Origin of the sequence: Phyllobacterium phragmitis, from assembly GCF_002980495.1 — a bacterium.
In the GTDB taxonomy this organism is placed as follows: domain Bacteria; phylum Pseudomonadota; class Alphaproteobacteria; order Rhizobiales; family Rhizobiaceae; genus Paramesorhizobium; species Paramesorhizobium phragmitis.
The window spans coordinates 191,432-208,477 of sequence record NZ_PVBR01000003.1 but is presented as its reverse complement, the minus strand read 5'-3'; the positions used below and the strand labels follow the sequence as shown (position 1 = coordinate 208,477).

The 17,046-nt window shown below is 59.6% G+C and carries 17 protein-coding genes; 8 read left to right on the top strand and 9 right to left on the bottom strand.

The annotated features are described in order from the left end of the window. Positions 1-220: 220 nt before the first annotated feature. From C5748_RS05065 to C5748_RS05035, 7 genes are all read right to left on the bottom strand, one after another. Positions 221-1,261, bottom strand: coding sequence for a methyltransferase (locus C5748_RS05065; RefSeq protein ID WP_199194704.1), 1,041 nt, complete (start codon positions 1,259-1,261; stop codon positions 221-223). Positions 1,262-1,789: 528 nt separating this feature from the next. Beyond that, positions 1,790-3,334, bottom strand: a complete 1,545-nt coding sequence (locus C5748_RS05060) for a DHA2 family efflux MFS transporter permease subunit (RefSeq protein WP_199194703.1) — start codon at positions 3,332-3,334, stop codon at positions 1,790-1,792. Positions 3,335-3,678: 344 nt separating this feature from the next. Next, entirely contained in the window at positions 3,679-4,614 is a 936-nt protein-coding gene (locus tag C5748_RS05055; protein ID WP_105740848.1) for a 2-hydroxyacid dehydrogenase, read from the bottom strand. A 61-nt stretch (positions 4,615-4,675) separates the two neighbouring features. Beyond that, positions 4,676-5,407: an amino acid ABC transporter ATP-binding protein gene (locus C5748_RS05050; protein WP_105740847.1), complete on the bottom strand. Its 732-nt coding sequence runs from the start codon at positions 5,405-5,407 to the stop codon at positions 4,676-4,678. Then, positions 5,388-6,047, bottom strand: coding sequence for an amino acid ABC transporter permease (locus C5748_RS05045; RefSeq protein WP_105740846.1), 660 nt, complete (start codon positions 6,045-6,047; stop codon positions 5,388-5,390). The genes C5748_RS05050 and C5748_RS05045 overlap by 20 nt, the downstream gene beginning before the upstream one ends. Continuing rightward, positions 6,044-6,748, bottom strand: a complete 705-nt coding sequence (locus C5748_RS05040) for an amino acid ABC transporter permease (protein WP_105740845.1) — start codon at positions 6,746-6,748, stop codon at positions 6,044-6,046. Before C5748_RS05040 ends, C5748_RS05045 begins: the two co-directional genes overlap by 4 nt. A gap of 123 nt (positions 6,749-6,871) precedes the next feature. Further along, positions 6,872-7,675: a transporter substrate-binding domain-containing protein gene (locus tag C5748_RS05035; protein ID WP_105740844.1), complete on the bottom strand. Its 804-nt coding sequence runs from the start codon at positions 7,673-7,675 to the stop codon at positions 6,872-6,874. A 324-nt stretch (positions 7,676-7,999) separates the two neighbouring features. On the opposite strand from C5748_RS05035, the gene C5748_RS05030 reads away from it, so the two are divergent. The 8 genes from C5748_RS05030 (at position 8,000) to C5748_RS28505 (ending at position 14,697) form a co-directional block, all read left to right on the top strand. After that, complete coding sequence (locus C5748_RS05030; RefSeq protein ID WP_105740843.1) at positions 8,000-8,326, top strand: EthD domain-containing protein; 327 nt, start codon at positions 8,000-8,002, stop codon at positions 8,324-8,326. Positions 8,327-8,442: 116 nt separating this feature from the next. Next, positions 8,443-9,480 (top strand): LacI family DNA-binding transcriptional regulator, encoded by a 1,038-nt coding sequence (locus C5748_RS05025; RefSeq protein ID WP_105740842.1) that lies wholly within the window; start codon positions 8,443-8,445, stop codon positions 9,478-9,480. 219 nt (positions 9,481-9,699) lie between these two features. Next, a complete protein-coding gene (locus C5748_RS05020) occupies positions 9,700-10,452 on the top strand; it encodes a gluconate 2-dehydrogenase subunit 3 family protein (protein ID WP_105740841.1) in 753 nt (250 codons plus the stop codon). A 3-nt stretch (positions 10,453-10,455) separates the two neighbouring features. Next, a complete protein-coding gene (locus tag C5748_RS05015; RefSeq protein ID WP_105740840.1) occupies positions 10,456-12,222 on the top strand; it encodes a GMC family oxidoreductase in 1,767 nt (588 codons plus the stop codon). Beyond that, entirely contained in the window at positions 12,219-13,475 is a 1,257-nt protein-coding gene (locus C5748_RS05010; protein ID WP_245428812.1) for a c-type cytochrome, read from the top strand. The genes C5748_RS05015 and C5748_RS05010 overlap by 4 nt, the downstream gene beginning before the upstream one ends. A 223-nt stretch (positions 13,476-13,698) precedes the next feature. Then, positions 13,699-14,100, top strand: a complete 402-nt coding sequence (locus C5748_RS05005; protein ID WP_245428810.1) for a hypothetical protein — start codon at positions 13,699-13,701, stop codon at positions 14,098-14,100. A gap of 141 nt (positions 14,101-14,241) precedes the next feature. Then, positions 14,242-14,367 (top strand): hypothetical protein, encoded by a 126-nt coding sequence (locus C5748_RS29200; protein ID WP_280953472.1) that lies wholly within the window; start codon positions 14,242-14,244, stop codon positions 14,365-14,367. A 186-nt stretch (positions 14,368-14,553) separates the two neighbouring features. Further along, positions 14,554-14,697: a hypothetical protein gene (locus tag C5748_RS28505; protein WP_199194702.1), complete on the top strand. Its 144-nt coding sequence runs from the start codon at positions 14,554-14,556 to the stop codon at positions 14,695-14,697. A gap of 168 nt (positions 14,698-14,865) precedes the next feature. On the opposite strand, the gene C5748_RS05000 is transcribed toward C5748_RS28505, so the two are convergent. Both C5748_RS05000 and C5748_RS04995 read right to left on the bottom strand, forming a co-directional pair. Next, the gene (locus tag C5748_RS05000) at positions 14,866-15,879 is read right to left on the bottom strand and encodes a site-specific integrase (RefSeq protein WP_245428808.1); all 1,014 of its coding nucleotides are present in this window, start codon (positions 15,877-15,879) and stop codon (positions 14,866-14,868) included. Between the two features lie 135 nt (positions 15,880-16,014). Beyond that, on the bottom strand, positions 16,015-17,028 hold the full coding sequence (locus C5748_RS04995; protein ID WP_105740839.1) for a LacI family DNA-binding transcriptional regulator: 1,014 nt from the start codon (positions 17,026-17,028) through the stop codon (positions 16,015-16,017). Positions 17,029-17,046 lie beyond the last annotated feature (18 nt).

The window sequence follows — 17,046 nt, the reverse complement described above, 5'->3', positions numbered from 1 at the left end:
TACTTTCGGGATCGGTACTTCGTCGTGGCCTGCTCTTAAGACAAGTAGCGGCGTGGCGCGGAAGTGCTCTCCTGTAAAATTTCTGCTGGTCGTCGACAGCGGGCAGATTATGCCCGCTGTCAGATAACTGGCAGCCGAACGGTGCTGAGAACTGACAATCCTGTCGGTATCAGCAGGCCTCGTAGAGGTGATTGTTTCGGCAGATATCCGGTGTCGGAGCTCAATCGGCAGCGACAGCTTCAACGATTGAAACGTAGCAGCCTGTATCGATTATACGATTCAACTTCAAACCGGCTTCGTTCAACAACTGGCGGAACTCTTTTTCTGTGCGTTCACGGCCTCCTTCGTAGGCAGACATGACCACGATATCCATCAGCTTGCCGCCATGCGGCTCATTCCCGGTCGGCATGACGGCGTCCATCACGAGCACCCGACCTCCGGGCGCCATTGCGTTGCGGCAATTGCGCAGTATCTGGACGGCCTTCTCGTCCGGCCAATCATGCACAATGTATTTGAGCATGTAGATATCCGCGGTGGGGCATGCGCTGAAAAAGTCTCCTGACGCCAGTTCCCAGCGATCATCGGCCCCCAGTTCACCCAGCCTGTTCGCGGCCAGCACATGTTCCTGATCGAACAAAATGCCGTGCAGCGTTGGATTTTGCCGCAGGACGCGCAGGAGCAAGCCACCGAAGCCACCAGCAATATCAACAACTGTGGCGCCATCCGGAAAATCGTAGCTACGCGCAAGGAACAGGTTCTCCGCCTCCGACATCGACGACATCCCTACATGGAAGTCTTCCGCCGGCGCGTCGTCCTGAGCCCAGTAGTCGAAGAATGGCATACCGAAAATATGCTTGAAGGGCGGATTGCCCCGCAGGCTCTCGACGATGCTTCCGGCCGGGCGCCACAACGTCTCATGGGTGAGCATCATCACAGCCCGCCGCAGCGACAATGGCGCATCTGAACGCAGATGTTCCGCCGCGGTCGTCAAAGCGATCCGCCCATCCTCATTCTCCTGGAATACGCCCCGGGTAGCCAACAGCCGGAGCACGCGATAAAGCTTCAACGCATTGGTGTCAGTCGCGCGGGCCAATTCCTCGACCGTCTTCGGGCCGTCAGCCAGATGATCGGCAACGCCGAGCAGCGCGGCGACACGAAGCGCAGCGGAATAGGTATAGCCCATTGCCTGCTCCAGCATGAACACGGCGGCCGCCTCGCTCTCCGAGACCACAAGATCCGTGTCAGTTTTATGCATGTTCATGACGATTCTCCTTGAAAGACAGCGGTGAATAGTTATTCGGCGAACTCGATTAGCTCGCAGACGAAATCTATTGTTGATCAGGTATCGTTCATGCTATTATGCGCTTAGTTATAGGCGCGTATGCGCATCTCCAAGAATTTTGAAGTTAATCGCATATGTAATTTCCATAATGATTATGCGTGTAATTTACATTTCTACTTATCAGTAGAAATGTATAGCTAGTTGCTCTACTTATCCTTGAGCAATTAACTAATGCCAACAAATTATTACAGTTATTACTTCAAGAGTCAAAGATTTTTCCATAAAAAAATCTAATTGAATTAATTTTGCTCACAATAAATTAGTAGAATAACGTAATTGCCTTATATATGATGTGTTTTCTAGTGATCTATATACCGGATATATTATTATGTAGCCGGCGTCAGAAAAATCTCCAAAATACAATGGATCGGGCAGGGTGCCGAGCGCTGAGCGAAGCGCGCGTCCCGCGCGAGAAAGCAGCGCTGAATGCGGCAGCGTGGGTGTCCTCTATCCGGCCTGTTCCGGTGGCGAGCCCCGCTTCTCCTCCTTGCGTCCGCCGGCTTGGGTCGCCCATGCGGTTGCCGCCGCGAAGAGGCACAATGCCGAGACCGTCCAGGCGAGCAAGGAGAAGGCGGCGTCGCTGGCTGCCACCCGTGTCATTTCGAGCGAAGCGGAAAGTCCGCCGGACGGTTCGCCGAAACCCGGCATCCCATCACTGCCACCGGCGATCGACTGGTAGCGGTAGGCGGCCAGGCTGCCGAGCGCGGCCACCGCGATGAGGCCGGCAATCCGCGAAACGGCATTGTTGATGCCCGATGCGGCCCCTGTGTCCTCGTCTTCCACCGCGGTCATCACCGCCGTGGAAAGCGGCGAAACGACGAGTGCCATGCCGAGCCCCATCAGCACCATCAAGGGGAAAACGACCTGCCAAAAGCGGTGGATCTCGGCGCTGGTGGCGATGGCGAGCCCGGCGAAGGCCATACTCACCACCAGGCTTCCGGCGGAGATCGGCAGCCGCGGTCCGGTCGCATCCGCCCACTTTCCTACCGGTCCGGAGAAAAGGGCGATGGCGAGCGAAAGCGGCAGGAAGACGAAGCCCGTCGTGGCCGCGTCCATGCCCCACCCGGCGATCAACAGCATGGGCAGGTAGAAGAGGACGCCGGAGAGCGCGAAATAAAGAAAAAAGGTCGCCACGTTCGCGCCGGAGAACGCACGGCTACGGAACAGCGACAGCTTGACCATGGGCTCACGCTGACGCAGCTCCCAGACGAGAAAGACGACAAGCGCGATCGCCCCGGTCGCTATCGATACGAACACGGGCGCTGCCGTGCTGCCATCCTTCTCCGCTCCGGCAGCCGACAGGCCATAGGCAAGCCCGCCGAACGCGATCGTCGCGAGGATGACGCCAGCGAGATCGAGATGGCGCGGACGCGATGGCTTGTCGGCCGGGACGCGCAGCAGAAGCGCAATCACCAGCATACCCAGAGGCAGATTGACGGCGAAAATGGCCCGCCAGGCGGTGTCGCCGAACGTGGAAAGGATGAAGCCGCCGAGGATCGGGCCGAGCGCGGTCGTCAGCGCCGAAGATGCGGCCCAGATGCCGATGGCCCGGCCGCGCTCGGCCTTCGGATATGCCTTGGCGATGATGGCCAGGCTGCCGGGGATCATGAATGCCGCGCCGATGCCCTGCAAACCGCGGGCGGCAATGAGAAAGGAAGGATTCGGCGCTGCCGCGCAAACCAGCGACATGACCACGAAGAAAACGATGCCGGCCATGAAGGTGCGCCGCAAGCCGAAGCGGTCGCCGGCCGCACCGCCGGTGAGGATCAATGCCGAAAGCGTCAGCGCATAGGCGTTGGAGATCCATTGCGCCTGCGGCAGCGATGCGCCGAGGTCGCCGCGGATCGCGGGAATGGCGATGGCGACGATGGAACCGTCGATGAAGCCGAGCGATGAGGCGACGATGGCCGCCAGCAGCACATAGATGCGACGCTGCCGTGGGCAAAAGCTCCCATCCGGCGATCGATGTATTGGTACCGATAATGCTATCATCGACGCTCACTCCGATGGGGCACTCACTTTTGTCGGGTCAAGCGCCGCAGCAAGACCGCCGTTCACCGGGACCATGTTGCCTGTATATGTCCACCATAGAAAGATACGCAATTACATATCTGTCCCATGGACGTTAACACCAGGGCGCGGGATGATCACCTTGATCCCTATGCGGATAGGGCAGCTTTTTCGGCGCTTTGATCCGGACCAAACCGGCCGTGCATGATTTTTGCGTGCACTTTTCCAACCCGGATCGCTGCAGGCTCGATACGCTTTGAGTCATATGCGGTAATATGGGTCGTACATCTACACCCACCGCGCGCCGGCGCGCTGCCTTTTTGAATTCATACCACCGGCGTCGGCAGCGTCTCGCCTTCGAAATGGGCTGCGAGATTGGCGAGCACCAGATCGGCCATCGCCTTGCGCGTCTCATGGGTGGCGCTGCCGATATGCGGCGCGAAGACGACATTCTTCATAGCGAAGAGTTCTTCGGGCGCGTGCGGCTCGTTCTCGAATACATCGAGTGCCGCGCCGCCGAGCCTGCCTTCGCGAAGTGCTGTGACGAGCGCCTTTTCGTCGACCAGCGAACCGCGCGCGACATTGACCAGAACGCCTTTCGGCCCCAACGCATCGATCACGCCGGCATTGACCGCATGATATGTCTTGGCGGAAGCGGCGGCGGCGATGATCAGCACGTCGCAATTTCGGGCGAGTTCCTCAAGTGTCGCACAATAGCCGTATGGCACGTCCTGCCGTACCCGGCCGCAATAGGCGATCTCGGCATCGAAGCCTTCGAGGCGGCGAGCGATGGCCTTGCCGATCCGCCCGAGCCCGAAAATGCCGGTGCGTCGGCCCGAGACGCGGGTGCCGAGACCGAGTTCCGCCTTCGGCCAATCGCCGGTGCGCACATGGGCATCGGCGAGCGCCATTTGCCGCGCCTGTGCGATGATGAGGCCGATCGCAAGATCGGCGACATCGGCGGTCAGCACGTCGGGTGTGTTCGAGACGCGGATGCCATGTTTTCGGGCGCGTTCGAGATCGACCTTGTCGAAGCCGACGCCATTGATCGCTACGATTTCAAGATTGGGCAGGACATCGGCCAAGGCATTGGCAATGCCGACATGCCCGCCGGTTACCGCACCGCGGATATTCGCTGCATTTTCTTTGAGGAATGCCGGCTGATCATCCGCTTCGAACCAGCGATGAACGGTGTAGCGCGACGCCAGTTCGGCTTCGAGCGAGGGCATCAAAGGGCACAGTTGCAGTATGTCGATCGGCATGGCTTCGCTTCATTCTTCCAAGGTTGAGGGCCGTCCGGCCGGCGCTATATGGTGATACCGTCTATTTCACATCTGACTTGACGAACTGGCGCATTTCCGGCGTCCTGGGGTTGGCAAACATCTCCCGTGAGGCGCCTTCCTCCCAGATGGTCCCCTGGTGCATGAAGATCGTCCGGGTCGCAACGCGCTTGGCAAATCCCATTTCGTGGGTGACGAGGATCATCGTCATGCCGTCGCGGGCGAGCTGTTCCATGACGCTCAACACCTCCTCGGTCAGTTCCGGATCGAGTGCCGAGGTCACTTCGTCGAACAGCATCACCTTCGGTTGCATGGCGAGCGAGCGGGCGATTGCGACACGCTGCTGCTGGCCGCCGGAAAGCTCGTCGGGATAGGCGTCGAATTTCTCCGACAGTCCAACCAGCTTCAGCACCTCTTTTGCGGTATTGCGCGCCTCGCTTTTGGCGACGTTCCTGACGATCCGCGGTGCGAGCATGATGTTCTCGCCGACGCTGAGATGCGGAAAGAGATTATAGCTCTGGAAGACGATGCCGACATCCGTGCGCAGCTTGCGCAATTGCGCCGGATCGCGGCTCATCGCGTGCCCGGCGATCTCGATATGGCCGGAATTGACCTTTTCCAGCCCGTTCATGCAGCGAAGCAATGTGCTTTTGCCGGAGCCGGAGCGTCCGATCAGCGCAAATACCTCGCCCTTTTTCACCTTGAGCGAGACACCCTTGAGAACTTCGACCGTGCCGAAGCTCTTGTGGACATTTTCAACGATGACTTCCGACATGAAGCCTCCTTTCGAGCCAGCGCGAGAGCTGGGAGAGCGGATAGCAGACGACGAAATAAAGCGCGGCGACCGCAACGAAGACGCGGAAGGGCTGGAACGTCGCATTGTTGATGAGCTGGCCTGCGCGGGCGAGTTCCACGAAGCCGATGATCGAGGCGATCGAGGTGTTCTTGACCACCTGCACGGCGAAGCCGACGGTGGAAGGCAGCGATATGCGCAATGCCTGCGGCAGGACCACATAGCGATATTGCTGGGCGCGCGTCATCGCCAGGGATTCCGACGCCTCCCATTGCTGCTTCGGCACGGACTGGATGCAGCCGCGCCAGATTTCCGCGAGATAGCCGGATGCATAGACCGTCATCGATGCGCCGGCGGCAAAAAGCGGCGGCAGGTCGAGCCCGGCGAGCCCGAGGCCGTAATAGGAAAGGAACAGGATCATCAAAACGGGAATGCCCTGAATAATCTGGATGTAGGTTCCCGCCGCAATCCGTAGCCATTGCAGGCTCGAGACGCGGGCAAGTGCGATCAGGAAGCCGGTGACACCGCCGCCGATCAGCGCGATGATCGTCAAGAGCACGGTCCACTGCAGGCCGGACAAGAGAAAAAGGAACTCGTCGGGGCCGAAGGTACGAAAGGTCATGCTGCTTCCTCCGCAACCGCCGTGGCCGTGCGCCGCGCCACGCGCCGGCCGAACAGCCACAGCCCGACCAGCGCCAGCACCGCGCGCAGACAGAGCGCCAGCGCCAGGTAGATCAGCGTGACGACGATATAGACCTCGAAGGAACGATAGCTCTGGGATTCGATGAAGGCGGCGGAGGCCGCCAGTTCGTTGGTCGAAATGGCCGAGCAGATGCTCGATGCCAGCATCATCAAGACGAACTGGCTGCAAAGTGCCGGATAGACTTTGGCGAGTGCCGGGATGATGATGACGTGGCGATAGACCTGGAAGCGGGTGAAGCCCAGGGCTTCGCCGGCCTCGATCTGGGATTTATGCACCGCCTCGATGCCGGCACGAATGATCTCGGTCGAATAGGCGGCAAGATTGATGGTCATGCCGATCAGTGCCGCCGTGTCGGCGCCGACCCTCAGGCCAAGACCGGGCAGGCCGAAATAGACGATGAAAAGCTGTATCAGGAATGGCGTATTGCGGATGATCTCGACATAGGCATCGACCAGGAAGCGCACCACGCCGCCGCGCACCGAACGCAGCGAGGCGAGCACGATCCCGGCCGCGCAGCCGAGAATGATCGACATGACCGACAGCTTGATCGTCAGCCATATGCCTGACAGGATGACGTCCTGATATTGGGCGATGACGCCGAATTGAAAAGTATAGGACATTTCCGGCCTTCTGCTCGGTTTTCAGGTCGGGCTTGCGCTGGCGGACTTGCGATGAATCGCCCGGCCCTCCGGCCTGCCGGTCCGATCAACCCTTCGGGGGTCCGAAGGGTTGAATCGCTGTCGTTAGAACGACGGCAGCTGCGGCATGGGCCTGCCGGTCCACTTCTTGGCGATGATGTCGAGATCGCCCGAAAGCTTCATCAGATAGATCGCCGTGTTGAGCCATTGGCGCATCTCGAAGTCATCGAGTTTGGTGGCCATGGAATTGCCCTGCTGGAAAAAGGTCATGCCGACCTGAAGTCCCGCATCGGCGCGCTGGGTGGTGATGGCGTCTGCGACCGTCGAAGGCAGGGCCGTGGCATCGACCTGACCGGCGATCAGCGCCTGGGCGCATGTTGAATCGTCTTCGTAAAGCACCAGTTCAAGACCAGGTACCGCGAGCTTGCGCAGTGCTGCCTCCTGCGACGATCCGCGGTTGACGGCGACGCGCTTGCCTTCAAGCTCCTTCAGGCTGCCATATTTGGCGTCGGAGCCCGAGACGATCACCATGTCGAAGGCGCTGTAGGGCTGGGTGAACATGACGGTTTTGGCACGTTCGGCGGTCGGGGCGAGCGTGGCGACGAGAAAATCGACTTTCCCGGTCTGCAGCGCCGGAATGCGTGCGGGCGGGGTGAGCGGGACAAGCTCGGCCTTGACGCCGAGATAGCTTGCAATGAGATTGGCGACATCGACGTCATAACCCGTCGGATTGCCCTTTTCGTCGATCATGCCCATGGGCGGCGCGCCGGTCAGGACGCCGATTTTGACCGAACCGCGGGACATGATGTCGTTGAGCGTGACCGCATGGGCATCAACGGTCGCCAATAGCCCGGTTGCCGCCAGACCGATGGCCGTGACCATCATGCGAAGGGATTTCGAAAAATTCATGATCTTCTCCTCCAGTTTTCCTGTCCCGCGATGCCCCAACCTCCTCGGAGCAATCGCGGACAATCTCTTCATTGAAACTATCGCATCATCTGTTTTCGATAACATCAAGCGCACAGACGATTGAAACGATTTCAGTCATTGGCATAGCTGCCGATCGAGCTTCGTTGACTTCACGGCAAAATTTCCCGATTTTCGCCTATAACGACGTCGCTCTAACACTCCTTTCAGCAACTGCGCTTTTCCGTTTGTTCTTGCAATAATGCATGTTATCGATATCATTGCAAGGACGCAAACGGGCCTTGGCCTGTCGTTGGAGGAGGTGCAATGTATACGCGGTCGGCAATTTTCGAGGGGGTCATTCACAAGGGGCGTGAGGAGGAATTCTTCCATCTGGTGGAGGAAAGGCTGCTGCCGGTCTGGAAGCGGATGCCCAATGCGCAGGCCGTACGTGTGATGCGGATGCTCGATACCGATCCCGGTTCACCGCCTATCGCCATGGTGCAGGAGATCGATTATCCATCACTTGAGGCCGTCAACGAAGCGCTGGCATCGCCGGTGCGGCTTGAGGGGCGCGCCATCACCGACGACATGATGGGAATGTTCGACGGGCGGTTCTACCATGTGGTCTATCAGCGGATTGCTTGCGAATAGCTGCTGCGGCAGCCCGAATTCTGGTACCTGTCCAATGAACCGGTAGATGCGCCAGGGCAACAGAAACAAAGACGACAGGATCAGACGTGGCTCCTCACCCACCCCGCAAGGCAACCATGCGCGACGTTTCCCGTCTGGCGGGCGTATCGCAGATGACCGTTTCGCGTGTGCTTGCCGATCCCGATCTCGTATCGGAGGCGACACGGCTGCGGGTGATGAAGGCGATCGAGCAATTGGGGTATGTTCCAGATAGGGTGGCGGGCAGCCTTTCGTCGCGGCGGACCAATTTCGTCACCGCCATCCTGCCGACGCTAACCAATTCGAACTTTGCCGATACGGCGCAAGGGCTTGCCGAAGCTCTGCGACCGGCCGATTATCAACTCCTCATCGGTTATACCATGTACAAGCTCGCCGAGGAGGAGCGCATCATCCGCGCCATGCTGTCGAGGCGCCCGGATGCCATCGTCGTGGCAGGCATGGTCCATACCAAGCCGGCAAGCGAGATGTTGCTGCGCGCCGGCATTCCCATCGTCGAGATATGGGACGTGCCGGACAAGCCGATCGACCATGCGGTCGGGTTTTCCAATTTCGAGGTGGGCCGGGCCGCCGCACGCCATCTCCTGTCGCTCGGCCATCGCCGCATCGGCGCCATTGGATCGCGCACCGATGGCGAGGCGATTGACCTGCGCGGCGAAAGCCGTCTCGCCGGCTTTGCTTCCGTCCTGCGCGAAGCGGGGATCGGCGACGAATTGATCGTGCGCGAGGGAACGGCGCCGGTCTCGCACGACCATGGTGCACAGACGATTTCGATACTCCTCGAACGGGCGCCGGATGTGGAGGCGGTCTTCGCGGTTTCCGATATATCCGCCTTTGGTGCGCTGATGGAGTGTCATCGCCGCGGCATCAAGGTGCCGGCGGATCTGTCGCTGATGGGATTCGGCGATTTCGATATCGCGCGTCAATGCGTCCCTGCCATCACGACCATCCGCGTTGATGCAGCGCAGATCGGGCGGTTGACCGGCGAAATGTTGGTGCGGCTGTTCAACGAGGAGGGCGGCGCGGCCGACCTTCAGCCATCGACGATCGATGTCGGCTTCACGCTCGTTCCGCGCCAGACGACAGCGCCTGCCGTGCTGGAGGCAGGGCTGTCCTGATAGAGCCGAAACAGCACGAATCTCGCAGTATATTTTACATTTCTAATAATAAATTTTGCATACTTTGTTGAGCGCACGAACTGTTTATCGTCGCGTGATATTTACCAGATGGTTTTCAGTACTTTAAAAGTAATTGCACAAGTTTCTTTCCGCTGCCGGTTGCGTCATCTTTCATCTCTCCTGTAACCTCCCATCAGCCACCTCGAATCGGGGAAGCCGATGAAGAAAATTTCTGGTTCCAGCCTGAGCCGCAGGCAATTTCTTGCCTCTACTGCGGTTTCAATTCTCTTCACCTCAACGTCAGGTTCCTTGGCCCGGTCTTTTTCAGGACAATTGCCATGGAGCCCGTTTGCCGGCGATCCGCCGACGCCGGTGCGGCCCGGTCCATGGCTTTTCTTCACACATGACGAAGCGCAGACGATCGAGGCGATCGTCGACCGGATAATCCCCGCCGACGATCTGAGCATCGGAGGCAAGGATGCCGGCTGCGCGGTTTTCATCGACCGCCAGCTTGCCGGCTTCTTTGGCAATTTCGAACGGCTTTACATGAAAGGCCCCTTCGCCAAGGGGTTTCCGCAGCAGGGGCTGCAATCGCCGATCCTTCCGACCCAGCGTTATCGCGCGGGCCTTGCGGCGCTTGACGATTATTGCCGCACGACATTTTCCGGCAGGGCCTTTTCCGCCCTTGCACTGCCGGAACAGGACAAGGTGCTCCAGGAACTGGAGAATGGATCCATCGATCTCGATGATGCCGACACCAAGACGTTTTTCGAATTGGTGCTGCAGAACACGATGGAAGGCTTCTTCGCCGATCCGATCTATGGCGGCAACAAGGACATGGTGAGCTGGAAAATGATCGGCTTCCCCGGCGCACGATACGACTATCGTGATTTCGTCGGCAACCACAATCAGCCCTATCCGCTCCCACCGGTCAGTATCATGGGTCGTGGCGACTGGGGCGGGAAGGGGTAAGAAATGGCCAGGAAACTTCCGCGCAAGGATGTTGTCATCGTCGGGTTGGGCTGGACGGGCTCGATCCTCGCCAATGAACTGACGGACGAGGGGCTCGATGTCGTCGCCATCGAGCGCGGCCCCTGGCGTAACACTGCGACCGACTTCAATGTCGGCTACATGCAGGATGAGTTGCGCTACGCGATCAGAAAGGATCTTTTCCTAAGGCCCGCACAGAGCACGCTGACCTTTCGCAACAATGTCGAGCAGGAGGCACTTCCGATCCGCGAATTTGGGTCCTTCCTGCCGGGCAATGGCGTCGGGGGTGCGGGGGTGCACTGGAACGGGCAGACCTGGCGATTCCTGCCCAGCGATTTTCGCTGCCGCAGCCATCTGTCGGAACGCTATGGGGAAAAATTCATTCCCGATGAGCTGACGATCCAGGATTGGGGTGTCACCTATGAGGAGATGGAGCCTTATTACGACAAGTTCGAATATCTCGCCGGCGTCTCCGGCAAGGCCGGCAACATCAACGGCAAGCGTCAGGACGGCGGCAATCCTTTCGAGGGGGCGCGCGCTCGCGACTATCCGTTGCCGCCGCTCGATATGACCTATGGGCCGAAATTATTTGCGGAAGGTGCACGCGAGGCCGGCTATCATCCTTTCCCGCAACCGGCGGCCAATGCCTCGCGCAGCTATACCAATACGCTCGGTGTGGAGATGGGCGCGTGCAGCTATTGCGGGTTTTGCGAACGCTTCGGCTGCGCCAATTACAGCAAGGCAAGCCCGCAGACGACCATTCTGCCGGTACTGATGCGCAAGCCCAATTTCGAGTGCCGCACGAATTCCGAAGTGGTCAGGATCAATCTGGACAGGTCCGGCAAGCGCGCTACCGGCGTCACTTATGTCGATGCGCAGGGACAGGAATGGGAGCAGCCCGGCGATCTCGTGCTTGTTTGCGCCTTCATTCTTTTCAATGTGCACATGCTGCTCGTGTCCGGGATCGGCAAGCCCTATGACCCGAAAACGGCGACCGGCACGGTCGGGCGCAATTACACCTACCAGACCTATGCCGGGGTCGAAATGTTCTTTGATAACAAGAACTTCAACCCTTTCATCGCAACCGGTGCCATCGGGCAGTGCATCGACGATTTCAACGGCGATAATTTCGACCACTCCGGCCTCGATTTCGTCGGCGGTGCCGGTATCATGTGCGCTAGCACCAACGCGCGCCCCATCGCGACGCGCCCGACCCCGCCCGGCACACCGCGCTGGGGCTCGACATGGAAGAAGGCCACCACCGACAATTATCTCAGCAGTCTCTACCTCAACGCGCAGGGCGGAAGCTACGCCACGCGCGGCAATTATCTCGATCTCGACCCGACCTATAAGGATCGTCTGGGTCGACCGCTCCTGCGCATGACGTTCGATTTTCCCGACAATGACATCCGCATGATCAGCTACGTCACCCGAAAGGCGGAGGAGATTGCCAAGGTCATGACCCCCCGCCAGATCGTGCCGCACTATCGGACAAAGCCATATAGCGTCGTTCCCTATCAGAGCACCCACAATATCGGCGGCGCGATCATGGGCAGCGATCCGAAAACCAGTGTCGTCAACAAATATCTGCAAAGCTGGGATGTGCCTAATGTCTTTGTTATCGGCGCTTCCGCCTTTCCGCAGAACGCCGGCTATAACCCGACCGATACGGTCGGGGCGCTGGCATATAAGGCTGCGGATGCCATCCGCAATCTCTATCTGAAAAACGAAGGTCCGCTGGTGCCGGCATGAAACGGAATCCTGCTCCATTCACTGCACTTTTGCCACTTGCGATGGCGGCCATCTTCAGCGCTGCTGCCCCAGCCAGGGGGCAGGGGGCGACGGACAGCCAGTCCTTCGAAATCATCGAGCGCGGCCGTTATCTGGCGACGGCGGGAGATTGCGTCGCCTGCCATACGGCGCCGGGCGGCAAGCCCTATGCTGGCGGCCTGGCGCTTGAAACACCCTTCGGCAAACTCGTCGGGGCGAATATCACGCCGGACCGTGAAACGGGTATCGGCGCATGGACGGACGACCAGTTCGTGCAGGCGATGCAGGAGGGGATCGCGCCACGCGGCCATCTTTATCCGGCAATGCCCTATCCGGCTTTCACCAAGGTGAGCCGCGCGGACCTTCTCGCCATCCGCGCCTTTCTCAATACGCTTGAACCGGTGAAAAACCCGATCGAGCCGAACCAGCTTCCTTTCCCGTTCAACATCCGCGCGAGCATGCTGGCGTGGAATGCGCTCAATTTCACACCAGGTGAATTCAAGCCGGATCCGGGCAAACCGGCTGAATGGAACCGCGGGGCTTATCTCGTCGAGGGGCTGGGCCATTGCGGAACCTGCCACACGCCGAAGACCATTCTCGGCGGTGATAAAAATGCTGATTCTCTACAGGGGGCCGTGCTGCAGAGCTGGTTTGCGCCTGATATCACCAATGCGATGCACAAGGGCCTGGGCGGCTGGTCGCAAGAAGATATCGTTCAGTACCTGAAGACCGGCGCCAATCAATTCACGATCGCGTCGGGGCCGATGGCGGACGCCATCACCAATTCCACCTCGAAGCTTTCGGACCCGGATCTGAAGGCGATTGCCACCTATCTCAAAGACATGCCGTCGAATGCGAATACGACTCCGGTGCCTGTTGCGGCCGACGACAAGCGGATGGTCGCGGGCCAGGCGATCTATAAGGATACGTGCAATGCCTGCCACCTGGATTCAGGTGCGGGCACTTCGCATCTTTTCCCGACATTAGCCGGCAGTGCAGTGGTTCAGTCGGACAACCCGACGACACTCATTCGCGTCGTGCTGCAGGGCACGCAAGGTGTTGCCACCGCAGCCGCTCCGACCGCGCCCGCCATGCCGTCATTCGCATGGCGGCTGAATGACGAACAGGTGGCGTCGCTTCTCACCTATGTGCGCAACAGCTGGGGCAATGCGGCGGCACCGGTTTCGGCGGCGGACGTGAAGACGCTTCGCGAGAGCCTCGCAAGCGCCGAGTAAGGGCGTGATCAACTGAGGGAACAACGCATCGCTGTTATGGTTCGGAGGTATTCCCAGGCGGGGCAGTCGGTTGCCTCGGCATCTCCAACGGTATACAGGGATTGTCATGGAGCATCGTCTCAAGCGGCTTCTCAAGCTTGCGATTGCATCAGCCGGTGTCTTGATGATGTCGTCATGTGCAATCCCCAGCGATACGTCTACGACCGTCAAGGAGGATCCCACCGTGGCGGCGGCGCGAAAAGAGCTTGTCGGCCTCACTGAGGCCCAGATGCGGATGTGCGCCGGCTTTCCGACGGCGATCGCGGATGCTGGAGATGCGGGAAAAATATGGACCTATCGGGATATGAACATATCACGGGATAGCCTCAACATCTCCGTACCAACGATCGGTTTCGGCTCGGTTCCCGGAATTGGCGGGGGCGTAAATGTAGCGACGCGCGGCTCTTGCAGCACACAGGTCCGCATTGTTGGTGGGCGTGTCGCGGAAATCGCGTTTTCAGGCGATAACAACACGCCCACCAGCCTGGATGCCCTGTGCTCAAGCATGGTCGATGGGTGCGTGGTTTACGCCCGCAAACTGCGCAGGAATGGCCGCGGAAAAAGCCGCATCGCACAATCACGATAGGATGAGCCGGGTGTTCATGCGAACAGACGCCCATCCACTCGATGAAAACACGCAGACGCGGCGAGAACTGCTTGCTGCGCATTTGTGCAGGCCTATTTCTAAACATTCCGCCGATGGTTGGCGGAAGCGAAGGAGAAGGCCATGAACAGCACTGTGAATAACGACAAGGTCGCGATCGTGAGCGGTGCATCGCGCGGTATTGGAGCAAGTCCGGACGGCGGATGGATCGACGGTCAGGTGCTCCGCGCCAATGACGGCATGATCTGACGCCTGGGACCACAGCCAACCGATGCTTTTTGGCAACCGAATAATAGGCACGCTAGGGAATTTCTTTGCAGCGGCAAATATCTCAAGAAATATTATCGTGACCGGCAGGTCATTTCCGGCGCCTGCTAACCATTGTATTTTGCGTCCGATCTCCGTATTCCTGTCGGAAACAAAAGAGAGGTCTGTATGGCACGAGCACCGAATTACGATCAGGAACGCAAGGAACGCGACCGCATCAAGGCTGCGAAGAAGGCACAAAAGATCGCAACCAAAACCGCAAAAGACGCTCCGGCGCCTACGGATGAAAGCGGTACTACAGACGGGGAATAGATTTCGGTGAAGCTGCCTGCAGCTGTCACGCGCGTCTGTGAAGACACTTTCCACGCGAGGTAAGGTCGCCGTTGATGGTTCGCCCGCGATTGCCATCGGGCGCGTTCACCATGCCGGCAGCTTCACTGTCGACCAGATTCTTCGCATGGATTGGCTGTCTTTTTCCCGCTACAGGCCGCTTGCCTTGGTCAAGCCAAGCCGGCGGCCACGGCCGCGCAGCGACTGGCCGGCGAATCTGGCCGCCCGTGCATCTTCGGAAAGGTCGCCGCGAATGCCGGCGGCAAGGGCGGTTTGTTTGACCAGGCGGGCGATGTGACGGTCGTTGAGCCGTTCGGAGCCGACAGTCTTGCCATCGCGCAGGATGCGGCGGAATAGCGGCCCACGGGAAATCCTCGAAAAGCGCATCCAGTTCTCCAGCGTCGCGACCGGGCAGGAGCGTTCGGAAGAGCTGCGACCTATTTCGATCACGCCACCGGTGGTTCCATCAATCGTCACAAGCACAGTCTTGTCCTGAATGTCGATCCAGCCTGTGCCGTCATCGCTGTCGCCCTGGCGAATGTCGAGGCCGGTGATCTCGGAGCGGCGCAGGCCGCCGGCGAAGCCGACCAGCAGGATGGCGCGGTCACGCAGGCCCCTGAGATCATGGCCAAGGGTGCCGAGCATGGCATGAAGCTCCTCCGTCCCCACCGACTCTTTGGCCGCCGGCGGGCGGGCATGGCGGCGGATGTCGGCGATGGCATTGACAAGGTGGCTATCGCTGCGATCGAAGCTGAAGCCGCGTTGCGCGAAATTCCAGGCGAGCCCCGACAGCCGGCGTTCGATGGTGGCGGCTGACAGCGCTTGCGCATCGTCATCTTTGCCTGGCGTGGCCTGAGCCACGAGATAAAGGCCGATCTGCTCGGGATTCGGCGGCAGCGGTTCGAGCCCGCGGCGCCGGCACCAGGCGGCATAATGGCGCCAATCGCGGATATAGGCGGCGCGGGTGTTGGTTGCGTGGGTGGCCTCACGGCTGCTTTGCCCCATCACCGGGCCGCCTTTTTCCGGTTCGGCAATCTGGCCCATCGTCATTACGGTGGCGATAATATCGGGCAGATCGGCATCGATCGATGTGGATTGGTCCCGCGTTGCTGGCGGGCGCAGAGTGGAGATGTCTCCAGGGCGGGAAGGATCATCCGGCGGCATGTTTCGAAGCTTAGCAATCCATGTCCGATAAGGCAAGCTTACCGGACATAAGAGAAAGACGACGAGCGCGGCGGAATTGACGTTATGAACGCTATTTAAGTGCCGTTATGCCGATGCCGGTTGCAGCCGGTACGTTCATATCTCCGGAATGTTCTCCCGGAATATGACCTGCAGGCGCGGCGGATGATAATCGACGGGTTCGCCGCGGATGGTTCGCGTCAATATCGATAATGCCTCGCGCGCCTCTATCCGCGGATTCTGGTCGATGACCGCATCCATCGTGCGGTCGAGCAGCAGCGCCTTGCTGCCATCGGTCAACTCATGTCCGACCAAGATGACGGACCGGCTCTTGCCGATTTCGAGGAGGGCTCGCCCGATGCCCTGATTGCCGGCGCCGATATTATAGATGCCGGCCAGATCCGGATGCCGCTCCATCAGCTTGCGCGTTTCTACGTAAGCCTTGTCGCGGTCATCATGGATTTCCCGCAGTTCAACGATCTCCAATTGCGGAAATTCCTCCATGAGCACATGGCGGAAGCCCATCTCGCGCTCTTCATGGCCGCGATAGGAGAGGGAGCCGGCAAAAAGAGCAACCTTTCGCTTTTCGCCGTCGCCGATCAGCCTTCCCAGGAGATAGCCGCCGAGACGCCCGGCTGCGCGATTGTCGATGCCGATATAAGAAATCCGCGGCACATGCAGAATGTCGGATACGAGGGTCACCACCGCTACGCCGGAGCCGGCGAGCGCCCGCATCGCTTCGCGTACGGTCGGATGATCGAGGGCAATCACGCCGACGCCCTGGGTGTTGCCCTGCAGATCGCCAAGCGTGCGCGCCAGCCGGTCGGGGTTGAAGCCGTCGATGGAGTGGACCCGCACGTCGAGCTGCTTTTGGGCGGCGGCCTGCCGTTCGATCTGGGCTCGCAGGCTGGCTATGAAGGCATTCGTTCCGGCAGGCAGCACGAAGTCCAACCTGATTGGGGCCGCCGTGGCGCCTGTCGCTGCATCGCCGAGATAGCCGAGCCGCCGGGCCGTATCGAGGACGATCTCCCGCGTCCTTTCCTTTACGCCGCTGCGATGATTGAGGACACGATCCACCGTGGCGCTCGATACCCCGGCCTCCCGGGCGATGTCAGTCAGTGTGAAACGCAAGCGCATTCTCCAGATGAT